The sequence below is a fragment of the Streptomyces sp. NPDC004561 genome (genome assembly GCF_053602155.1).
In genome coordinates, this window is the sequence record NZ_JBSGDB010000313.1 from 1 (window position 1) to 10,795 (window position 10,795).

Consider the following 10,795-nt stretch of genomic DNA (forward strand, 5'->3'; position numbering starts at 1 on the left):
GGCAGCGACTCGACCGCCAGCCCGCGGCGCGTCCGCAGCAGGGGCTCGCGTGCGAGCAGGAAGTCCCAGTACGAGGCCGCGAGCCGGTCGACCTCCCGCGCCGCCGAGCCGTCCGGGAGGTCCGTCGAGTGGTTCGCCATGACGCCAGTGTGGGGCCCGAGATGACGTAGCGTCAGAAAGCGGGACCCGTACCGCGCGTCGCGCGGCCTCACTCGGACGAGGGAAATCGTCCGCGCCGTTCGCGTGCGGCCCGGGAGAGCCCGGCCGGCGGCCTCGGTCGCGGTGGCACGATGACCGCCATGCACCGCCGAACCGTGTCGTTTCCCGGGGCCCGGTCGGCCGCGGTGGCGTCCGCCGCCGTCGCGTCGGCCGTGCTGGCCGGTTGTGCCGGCGGCGACGTGTCATCGACGCGCACTCCGGTCGTCGTGGGGGGCACCGTCACGATCGCCGCCGCCGCCGAGACCCCGAATTTCCATCCGTACTCGCAGTTCGGCCCCGCCCTGGCCCCGTACGCCTACGACTCGTTGGTCGACGTGGCGCCGGACGGACGTGTGGTGTCGGGTCTCGCCGGGAAGTGGCGGGCCGGCGCCGCTTCGGCGAGCTTCACCCTGCGCACGGGTGTGAGCTGCTCCGACGGCACGGTCCTCACGGCCTCCGGGGTGGCCCGGTCGCTGAGGTACGCGAGCGATCCCCGCAACCGGCTCGTCGGCGCCCGGGCGGCGCTGCCCGGTGTCCCGTTCACGGTGTCGGCCGACGACGCGGCACGGACGGTGTCGGTGCGGATGGCGTCGCCGTACAGCTTCATCCTGCGGACGATCGGACTGGTGCCCGTGGTCTGCCCCGCCGGCGTCGCGGATCCCGGAGCGCTGGACAGGCGGACGGAGGGCACCGGGCCGTACGTGCTGAGCCGCTACGCCTCGGGCGGTCCGTACCTCTTCACGCGCCGCGAGGGGTACGCGTGGGGGCCGCGCGGAGCGACCAACCGGGCTCCGGGCCAGCCCGAGCGGATCGTGGTGTCGGTGGTGCCGCAGGAGTCCACCATGGCGAACCTGCTGCTCACGGGCGGCGTGAACATCGCCACGGTGACCGGCCCGGACCGCGCGCGGCTGACCGGCCACGGCCTGGCCACCGCCCAGGTGCCGACCGTGGTCGGGCTGAGCTTCTTCAACGAACGTTCCGGCCGCCCCCTGAGCGATCCCGTGCTGCGGCGGGCGCTGGTCGGCGCCCTGGACCGCAAGGGCCTCGCCAACGTGGCGCTCGGCGGCGAGGGAACGCCCGCGGGCCATCTGACCGGCGCGGACTCCGTCTGCCACGCCGCCGTGGCCGCCGGCAACCTGCCGTCGCGCGCGGCCGTGCGGGACCTGCGCGCCGCGGGCTGGACGAAGAACGCGCGGGGCCGGCTGGTCAAGCGGGGCAGGCCGCTGCGCCTGCGGCTGCTCAGCAGCGCCGACTTCGGCTCCACCCTTCCGTCGGTCGCCGAACTGATGGCCGTGACCTGGCAGGCGCTGGGCGTGGACGTCGACCTCGTCGGCGAGAGCCGCAACGCGGTGGTCCAGGCCATGTACACGAGCGGCGACTTCGACGTCGTCGTCGGCAGCTCACCGGGACCCCAGCTGCCCGCGCAGCTCGTCCCGTACTTCTCCGGCCCGCCGCCGTCGCGGGGACTGAACTTCGCGCACGTCGCCAACCGGTCGTACGACCGCCTGGTCGCCCTCGCCCTCCGCGAACCGGGCACGGCCGGCTGCGCGGACTGGAACAGGGCCGCCGCGGCGCTGTTCCGCTCGGCCGACGCGCTGCCCGTCGCCGACGGCACGAGCACGGTCTACGGCTACCGGACGACGTTCGCCGTCGCTCCCGGCGGCCGGATCGTGCCGACCAGCATCCGCCTGCACCGATAGCCGCGGCGGACGCCCCCGCGACCGCCCACCACCAGTCGAGGAGATCCCCATGACGACCGTGTCCGCGCGGCTCGGTGCCCTGGCCCGGCACCACCCGTGGGCGGTGTTCTGCGGCCGGCGCGCGCTACGGCTGGCCGTCTCCCTCTTCGTGGTCGTCACCGCTTCCTTCGCGATGATCAGGCTGGTACCCGGAGACCCCGTCCGGGCCGCGCTGGGCGTGGACGCCCCGCCGGACCTCGTGGCGGCGAAACGCCGTGAACTCGGCCTGGACCAGGACCTGTTGTCGCAGTACCGGCAGTATCTGCACCAGCTCGCCCACGGGGACCTGGGGGTCTCGCTGGTGACCGGCGAGCCGGTGGCCGACCTGGTCGGGGCACGGCTGCCGGCCACCTTGCTGCTCGCCGTCCTGGCGTTCGCCTGCGTGGTCGTCGTCGCCCTCCCCGGGGGGCTGCTCGCCGCGGTGTGGACACGCGGGGGCCGGCGGCCCCGGGGCGAGCTGGCGTTCACCGCGGCCACCTCCGTCGTGGCGGGGATGCCGGACTTCGTGCTCGCGGCGGGGCTCGTCGCGGGACTCGCGGTCGCCCTGCGGATCTTTCCGGTCGCCGGCGACCTGGGTCCCCGGTCCTATGTGCTTCCCGTGCTCGCGCTGGCGCTCGCTCCGACCGCCGTGCTGCTGCGGATCGTACGGGTGGAGACGCTCAGGGTTCTGGCCGCGGACCATGTGCGTGCCGCCCGCGCGAAACGGCTGCCCGTCGTCCCGCTCCATGTGCGCCACGTGGCGCCGAACACGCTGACCGCGTCACTGACGGTCGCCGGGAACCTGCTGCCGGCCCTGATCGCGGGAACGGTACTGGTCGAGAAGGTGTTCGCCTGGCCGGGCATCGGGTCGGCGATGGCGCAGTCCGTGGCCGCGCAGGACTACGCGGTCGTCGAGGCGGCGGTCCTGGTGCTGGGGTCGGCCGTCCTCGTGGTGAACTTCCTGGTCGATCTGGCCCTCGCGCTGCTCGACCCCCGATCGGTCATCCGGGAGACGTGATCCGATGGTGCCGTCCTCCCCTTCCCGGCCCGCGCCGCGTGCCACCACCCGCCGGTCCGGTGCGGCCCGGTCGGGCTGGGCCTCGCCGATGGGCGTGATCACCCTGGCGATGCTCGGATCGCTCGTCGTCCTGGCCGTCCTGGGGGGCGTGCTGTGGGGGCCGGAAGGCGCGCGTCCGGACCCGTCGGCGGTGCTGCGGGGGCCCACCGCGGCTCACCTTCTCGGCACGGACCATCTCGGGCGCGACCTGTTCGCCCGGCTCCTCGCGGCGACCTGGCTGTCCCTGCTGCTGGCCGTCGCGGCCACGCTGCTCGGGGCGGCCGCCGGGGTCGCCCTCGGCGCGCTCACCGCCGTCGTGGGCGGGCGCGCCCGCCGCCTGCTGGGAGCCCTGATCAACCTGCTGCTGGCCTTCCCCGCGCTCCTCGTCGCGATGTTCTTCGCGGCCCTCTTCGGCGCGGGCGCCGTCGGTGCGGTGTCGGCGCTCGCCGTCGCCTGTGCGCCGGGCTTCGCACGCGTCACCCAGACCCTCGCGGCCAAAGTGGCCGGCACCGACTTCATGGCGGCGGCGCGCGTGCTGGGCCTGCGCCGCCACCGGCTCCTGCTGCGCCATGTCCTGCCCCACGTCGCCGAACCGCTGATGCTCAACACCACGGTCGCCGCCGGCTCGGCCCTCGTGGCCCTGTCGGGCCTGAGCTTCCTCGGGCTGGGGGTGCAGCCGCCCCTGTACGACTGGGGGCTGCTGCTCAGTCAGGGGCTGGACCGCGTCTACACCGAGCCGCTGCCCGCCGTGGCGCCCGGCATCGCCATCGTCTACGCCGCCGTGGCGTTCCAGCTGCTCGGCGAGGTGCTCGCCGGGGCCGCGGCGCGACGCACCCGCCCACGTCTGCGGGAGGAGCCCGCGCCGCCCCCGGCATCCTCCGAGCGCCCGGCTGCCGAGGACCACGTGCTGGAGGTGGAGGACCTACGGGTGGCCCTTCCCACGGCGGACGGCGTGGTCCGGCCCGTCCGTGGTGTCACCCTCGCTCTGCGGCGCGGCGAGATGGCCGGGCTGGTCGGCGAGTCCGGCTCCGGCAAGTCGCTGACGGCACTGGCCCTCGCCGACCTGCTGCCGGACGGCGCCGGCACGACCTGGCGTACCCACCGGTTCCTGGGCAGGGACGCCGGGTCGCTGACCCCCAAGGAGCGGCGCAGGCAGCTGGCGACGGGAATGGCGATGGTCTTCCAGAACCCGGCCTCGGCCTTCAACCCGTCGCTCAGCATCGGTACCCAGATGACGGAGGCGGTGCGCGCACACCTCGGCACCCCCCGGACCGAGGCGGTGGCACAGGCCCTGACCCAGCTTCAACGGGTCGCGCTGCCCGCCGGGCGCCGGCTGCTGCGCTCCCGCCCCTTCCAGCTCTCCGGCGGCCAGCGGCAGCGCGTGGCGATCGCGACGGCCTCGATGACCCGGCCCGCCCTCATGATCGCGGACGAGCCGACGACGGCGCTGGACGTCACCGTGCAGCGGCAGATCATGGACCTGCTCCACCGGATCCGGCGCGAGGACGCCACCGCGATCCTCTTCATCAGCCACGACATCGCCCTGGTGGCCGACGCCTGCGACCGGGTCCTGGTCATGTACGGGGGGACGATCGTGGAGACCCTTCCCGCCCGTGAGCTGGCGACAGGCGCACGGCACCCCTACACACGGATGCTCGTCGCCTCGGTCCCGGACCTGGCCGCGGACCGCGACCGACCCCTGGGCACGATCGAGGGCGGGCCACCCGATCCGTACAACGCTCTCCCGGGCTGCGCGTTCTACGACCGCTGCGCCCGTCGACTGGACCGGTGCGCCGAGGAGACCCCCGCGGCGGTCGCCCTCGGCTCCGGCCACGAGGTCGCCTGCTGGCGGCCGCTGCCCCCGGCGCCGTCCTGCGAACTGCGTGACACCGAGGAGGCGGAGAGGTGACGGCTGGGTCGGGGCTCGCGCTGTACGACGTCACCGTGCGCCACCACGGGCCGTTCGGGCCGGTCACGGCCGTGGACGGCGTGTCACTGGAGGTCCCCCGGGGCACGACGGTCGGCCTGGTCGGCGAGTCCGGTTCGGGGAAGTCGACTCTGGCACGCGCGGTCGTCGGGCTGGACACCCCGAGCGCCGGGCGGATCACGGTCGGCGGGCGGGAGTACCGGGGGCGGCGCGCGGCCGACCGGCGCCTGCTGGGTCGGCAGGTCCAACTGGTGTTCCAGGACCCGGACACCGCGCTGGACCCGCGCATGACGGTCCGTCAGTCGCTCGCCGAATCGGCCGGGGCCTTCGTCCGGCTGGACCGCCACGGCCGCGAACGGCGCATCGGCGGGCTGCTGGAGCTGGTCGGTCTCGACCCCGGCTGCGCCGACCGGGTGCCCGGGCAGCTCTCGGGCGGCCAGCGTCAACGCGTGGCCGTCGCCCGCGCGCTCGCCGTCGAACCGGCGGTGCTCATCGCCGACGAGGTCACCTCGGCCCTCGACGTGTCGGTCCGGGCGGCGCTCCTCGCCATGCTCCTGGACCTCCAGCGGCGCATGGGCTTCGCCATGCTGTTCATCAGCCATGACCTCGCCGCCGTCCGTCATGTGTCGGACGTCGTCGCCGTGATGTACCTCGGCCGGATCGTCGAGGTCGCCGCCACCGAAGACCTGCTGCGCGGCCCACGGCACCCCTACTCCCGGACGCTGCTGTCCGCCGTGCCGAGCCTGCGTCCCGGACGGCGGCCGGCCGCGGAACCGCTCCTTCCCGGTGAGGTGCCCGACCCCGCGTCGCCGCCGTCCGGATGCCGCTTCCACCCGCGGTGCCCCGTCGGGCCGAACCGGCGTCCCGGACGGGACCTCTGCGCCACGCGGGACCCCCAGCCGGAGGCGGCCGGACGACCGCACCGCGCCGCGTGCCACTTCCCGTACGACGCCGACGACGGCCCGCACCGCACCGGCGCCGTTCACCCGGACGCGAACGGCGACCGGGCCCGCCGCGCGCCCGGAGGGCTGCCGTCATGACGGCCGGGGAAGGGGACACGGTGCCGCCCGGCGCGGACGCGGTCGTCGTGGGCGCCGGGGTGATCGGCGCCGCGGTGGCACTGGAACTGGCGCGCACCGGCCGGCGCGTCGTGGTCGTCGACCGGTCCGGCGGCGTCGGCCACGGATCCACCAGCGCCTCCAGCGCGATCATCCGCTTCAACTACTCGACCTGGGACGGCGTCGCCACCGCCTGGGAGTCCCAGCACTGCTGGGCGCGGTGGGCGGAACACCTGGGCGCCTCCCGCGGCGCCTCCCTGGCGGCGTTCCGGCGGACCGGGGCGGTGCTCCTCGACGCGCCGGGCTCCGGAACGCCCGAGGCCGTCGCGCTGTTCGTCCGCGCCGGGGTGCCGTACGAGCGCTGGGACGCGGCGACCCTGCGCAGCCGGATCCCCGGCATCGACGCGGGACGCTACGGGCCCCCCAAACCCCTGCGCGACGAGGCGTTCTTCGCCGGCCCGGCAGGGGAACTCGGCGCGCTGGCCACTCCCGACGCGGGCTTCGTCGACGATCCCCAGCTCGCGGCGCAGAACCTCGCGGACGCGGCCGTCCGCGCCGGGGCGCGCCTCCTCCTGCATCGCACGGTCGTCGGGGTCCTGCGCCGCGCGGACCGGGTGGCGGGCATCCGGCTGGCCGACGGCGCCACGCTCACGGCGCCGGTGGTGGTCAACGCCGCCGGGCCCTGGTCGGGCGCGCTGAACCGGCTGGCCGGTGTCGGGGCGGAGTTCACCGTCGGGGTGCGTCCGCTGCACCAGGAGGTCCACCAGGTGGCCGCGCCGACGGGCCGGGGCGGCGCCGAGGACCTGCCCGGCCCGGTGGTGGCCGACGTCGACCTCGGGACCTATCTGCGCCCCGCCGCCGGCGGACACCTCCTCGTCGGCAGCACCCTGCCGGCCTGCGACCCCATGGAGTGGCTCGACGACCCCGACGCGTCCAGCCCGCACCCGACGCCCGCCCGGTTCGACACCCAGGTGACCCGGGCGGCACGCCGGTTCCCGCTCCTGCGCGTGCCGAACCGGCCGACCGGCGTCGCCGGCGTCTACGACGTCGCCGACGACTGGACCCCGGTCTACGACCGCACCGACCTGCCCGGCTTCTACGTCGCCATGGGCACGAGCGGCAACCAGTTCAAGAACGCCCCCCTGGCGGGCCGGTTCCTCGCCACCCTGGTCGACCGCGTCGAGGCCGGCCACGACCACGACCGCGATCCGCTGCGGTACACCGGTGAACACACCGGCGTCGTCATCGACCTGGGCGCGTTCTCCCGCAAACGCCGCGTGCCCGAGGGCGCCGCCTCCCGAACCGTCCTGGGCTGACGTTCCACGCATCCCGAGTCGCGGCTCAGTGGGCCGTCCAGCCGCCGTCGAGCACGAGCGAGGTGCCGGTGACGAAGGACGCCTGGGGGCTGCACAGATAGGCGACGGCCTCGGCGACCTCCTCCGGCTCGATCAACCGCCGTACCGCGCTGTCCTTGAGCAGGACCTCGGTCAGCACCCGTTCCTCGGGGATGCCGTGCGCCTGCGCCTGGTCGGCGATCTGCTTCTCGACCAGGGGGGTGCGCACATAGGCCGGGTTCACGCAGTTCGACGTCACACCATGTGGGGCGCCTTCCAGCGCGGCCGTCTTGGACAGCCCTTCGAGACCGTGTTTGGCGGCCACATAGGCGGACTTGAACGCCGAGGCGCGCAGGCCGTGGACGGAGGACACGTTGACGATCCGGCCCCAGCCCCGCGCGTACATGTGCGGCAGGGCGCCCCGGATGAGGCGGAAGGGCGCCTCCAGCATCACGGTCAGCACCGTGTGGAAGACGTCCGGCGGGAACTCCTCGATGGGGCGCACCAGTTGCAGCCCGGCGTTGTTGACCAGCACGTCGGCGCCGACGGCGGCGCGCTCGGCGGCGTCGAGGTCGGTCAGGTCCACCACGAGCGGGGCCACCGTTCCCGGGAGGTCCGCGGACCCCGCCGCCAGGTCGGCCAGTTCGGCCAGGCCGGCCGCGTCCCGGTCGACGGCTCTCACCTCGGCCCCGGCGGCCGCGAGCCGCAGCGCGCAGGCGCGCCCGATACCGCTGGCGGCACCGGTGACGAGAGCGGTGCGGCCACGGAGATCGAGCGCGAGGGGCTGGACGTGCGGGCCGGGGCCGGGCTGCGGGCGGGACGAGGTCATGCACCGACCCTAAGCGGAACCCATCCCTCACCACATGTGGGAGTCACCCACACTTCAGCCGACGGTCGTGGGGTCGAACCATGTGGGCGCTTCGGACATGGCCTGCTTGATCCGCAAGTGGCCGAACTCGTTCAGCTCGGGCAGCGCGTCCACCGTGAACCAGCCCACCTCCAGCGACTCGTCGTCGTTGACCCGGGCCTCGCCGCCCACGGCCCGGCAGCGGAAGGTGATGTCCATGTACTGGCAGATGTCCCCGTTGCCGTAGGTGACCGGCTCCAGCGCCTGCACGAGCACGACCCGCTCGGCGACGCAGTGCACCGCGGTCTCCTCGAAGACCTCCCGCACGGCGCAGGCCGCCGGCTGCTCGCCCGGCTCCGGGATGCCGCCGATCACCGACCACTTGCGCGTGTCGGACCGGCGGCCGAGCAGCACTCTGCCCTCGTCGTCGAAGACGATCGCGGTGACCCCGGGGAGCCAGAGCAGCTGCCGGCCGGCCGAGGCCCTGAGCGTGCGGATGAAATCAGGAGTAGCCATGGACCGACCCTAACCGGCCGGTCCGGGGCTCCCCCGCCCGTTGGGGGCGTGCACCGCGGTCGTACGGTCAGGCGTCAGCGGCGCGTCGCCGCGCGCGCAGGCCGGAGCCGATCGCCCAGCCGATCCCGCCCGCGGCGACCAGCACGAGCGCCGTCTCCGGCAGGATGCCCAGTTCCGTCGCGGGCGTCCGGGAGGTGCGCAGCGGCACCTTCTGCACGAGGTAGGCGGGCACGAACATGCCGGTCCGCTGGGTGATCCGCCCGTCCGGCAGGATGACGGCGCTGACGCCGCTGGTCACCGGCACGGTCACGGTGCGGCTGTGCTCGACGGCGCGGATGCGTGACATGGCGAGCTGCTGGTAGGTCATCTCGCTGCGGTCGAAGGTCGCGTTGTTGCTCGGCACGGAGATCATCTCCGCGCCGTGCGTCACGGTGTCGCGCACGGCCCAGTCGAAGGCGGCCTCGTAGCAGGTGGCGAGGCCCACCTTGGCGCCGTCGATGTCGAAGACGCCCGGCCTGGTGCCCCGGCTGAAGTCCTGGCGGACCATGCTGGTCCAGTTCTTGTTGACCGCTCCGACGAGCGAGCGCAGCGGAAGGTACTCGCCGAAGGGCTGGATCTGCCGCTTGTCGTAGGTCTGCGTCGGTCCCTTGACCGGGTCCCACAGGACCTGCTCGTTGAGCAGCCTGCCGTCCCGCTCCACGACGGCGCCGACCGAGATCGGCACACCGACCGCCCGGGACGCCTCGTAGATGACGGCGGCCGCGTCGGGGTTGCCGAAGGGGTCGATGTCGGAGGAGTTCTCCGGCCACAGCACGTAGTCGGGCTTGGCGACCTTGCCGGCCTTGACGGCGGCGGCGAGCTTGAGCGTCTCGCGCACGTGGTAGTCGAGCACGGCCCGGCGCTGGGCGCTGAACTCCAGCCCGGAGCGCGGCACGTTGCCCTGGATGACCGCCACGGTCGCGGTGCCGTCCTCCGCCTTGTCGCTCACCAGCGTGCGGGCCGCGAACGCGCCCGCCACCGGGACGGCCACGCTCAGCAGGGCCGCGGCGGCCGCCGCGCGCCGCACGGTCCGGGTACGGCGCCGCTCGGCGATCAGGCGGCCGGCCTCGTACAGCCCGAATCCGCACAGGACGACCGCGAAACCGAGCACGGGTGTGCCGCCGACCGCGGCGAGCGGCAGGAAGACGCCGTCCGCCTGCCCGAACGCGATCTTGCCCCAGGGGAAGCCGTGGAAGGGCACGCGCGCGCGGACCGCCTCGCCCGCGGTCCAGATCGCGGCGGCCCACACCGGCCAGGCCGGGAGCTTGGAGACGGCTGTGACGCCCACGCCGACCAGTGCGACGAAGAGCGCCTCGATGGCGACCAGGGCCAGCCAGGGGCCGGGACCGACCTCGACGCCGGTCCACACCAGCAGGGGCAGCAGGAAGCCGAGCCCGAAGAGGTAGCCGAGGCCGAGCGCCGCCTTCCAGGTCCGGCCGCGCAGCACCCAGCCGAAGCCGGCGAAGGCGGGCAGGGCCAGCCACCACAGGGTGCGTGGCGGGAAGCTGACGTAGAGCAGCACTCCGCAGAGCGCGGAGGCGACAGCCGGGACCAGGCGCAGCAGCCGGCGGCCGAGCGCGCCGGGCGCGGGGGTCGGCCGGAGCTGATCCGGGTGGTCCACGGAAGTTGCGGTGACGGTCACCCGGGTGAGTGTACGGCGGTTGACCTCGCGGTTGACAGCGCGGTCCGGGAGCCGGAAAGGGTCCGGGCGCGCCCCGCCGCCGGTGGTCCGAGCCCCTGCGCGTGCCGTCCTGGCGGCCGCGGCGCCTCGCCCCCGGCCGGTCCAGCACCCGGCCCGGCACGTCCGGATGAAACCGCGACGTTCTGCCCCACCTCATGCACAAACCGGTCAACAGCCGTTACCGTGAGCCCAGCCTCGGCAGTGTCGCCGCAACCGGCGCTCGGCCTTGGCGTGCCACAGGGCGGGGGACGAGGGGCGGCGGGTGGGGGCGACGAGAACGAGGGCCGCGGCCGGTACGTACGGCGCGGAAGCTCAGAACACCAGGATCGCAGGTGAGGGCGCTACCGGCGGCGTACAGGCGCAGCAGGGTGCTCAGAGGGGGCGCGTGGGGCACAAGGGGTGGTACACAAGAGCCGGCAC

At 74.6% G+C, this 10,795-nt stretch carries 8 protein-coding genes; 5 read left to right on the plus strand and 3 right to left on the minus strand.

The window, feature by feature from the left end; all coding sequences use genetic code 11:
* Nucleotides 1–299: 299 nt before the first annotated feature.
* From ACWEN3_RS31610 to ACWEN3_RS31630, 5 genes are read left to right on the plus strand one after another with little or no spacing between them, the layout of a single operon-like run.
* A complete protein-coding gene (locus ACWEN3_RS31610; RefSeq protein WP_452977647.1) occupies nucleotides 300–1,898 on the plus strand; it encodes an ABC transporter substrate-binding protein in 1,599 nt (532 codons plus the stop codon).
* 49 nt (nucleotides 1,899–1,947) lie between these two features.
* Entirely contained in the window at nucleotides 1,948–2,934 is a 987-nt protein-coding gene (locus ACWEN3_RS31615) for an ABC transporter permease (protein ID WP_452977650.1), read from the plus strand.
* A gap of 4 nt (nucleotides 2,935–2,938) precedes the next feature.
* The gene (locus ACWEN3_RS31620) at nucleotides 2,939–4,882 is read left to right on the plus strand and encodes a dipeptide/oligopeptide/nickel ABC transporter permease/ATP-binding protein (protein WP_452977653.1); all 1,944 of its coding nucleotides are present in this window, start codon (nucleotides 2,939–2,941) and stop codon (nucleotides 4,880–4,882) included.
* The gene (locus tag ACWEN3_RS31625) at nucleotides 4,879–5,940 is read left to right on the plus strand and encodes an oligopeptide/dipeptide ABC transporter ATP-binding protein (RefSeq protein WP_452977656.1); all 1,062 of its coding nucleotides are present in this window, start codon (nucleotides 4,879–4,881) and stop codon (nucleotides 5,938–5,940) included. Before ACWEN3_RS31620 ends, ACWEN3_RS31625 begins: the two co-directional genes overlap by 4 nt.
* The gene (locus tag ACWEN3_RS31630; protein ID WP_452977658.1) at nucleotides 5,937–7,274 is read left to right on the plus strand and encodes an NAD(P)/FAD-dependent oxidoreductase; all 1,338 of its coding nucleotides are present in this window, start codon (nucleotides 5,937–5,939) and stop codon (nucleotides 7,272–7,274) included. The genes ACWEN3_RS31625 and ACWEN3_RS31630 overlap by 4 nt, the downstream gene beginning before the upstream one ends.
* Before the next feature lie 25 nt (nucleotides 7,275–7,299).
* Here the strand turns inward: ACWEN3_RS31630 and ACWEN3_RS31635 are convergent, their stop codons facing one another.
* From ACWEN3_RS31635 to lnt, 3 genes are all read right to left on the minus strand, one after another.
* Nucleotides 7,300–8,121: a 3-hydroxybutyrate dehydrogenase gene (locus tag ACWEN3_RS31635; protein ID WP_452977661.1), complete on the minus strand. Its 822-nt coding sequence runs from the start codon at nucleotides 8,119–8,121 to the stop codon at nucleotides 7,300–7,302.
* Nucleotides 8,122–8,175: 54 nt separating this feature from the next.
* On the minus strand, nucleotides 8,176–8,655 hold the full coding sequence (locus ACWEN3_RS31640; protein WP_452977664.1) for an NUDIX hydrolase: 480 nt from the start codon (nucleotides 8,653–8,655) through the stop codon (nucleotides 8,176–8,178).
* Between the two features lie 67 nt (nucleotides 8,656–8,722).
* A complete protein-coding gene (lnt, locus tag ACWEN3_RS31645) occupies nucleotides 8,723–10,336 on the minus strand; it encodes an apolipoprotein N-acyltransferase (protein ID WP_452977667.1) in 1,614 nt (537 codons plus the stop codon).
* Nucleotides 10,337–10,795 lie beyond the last annotated feature (459 nt).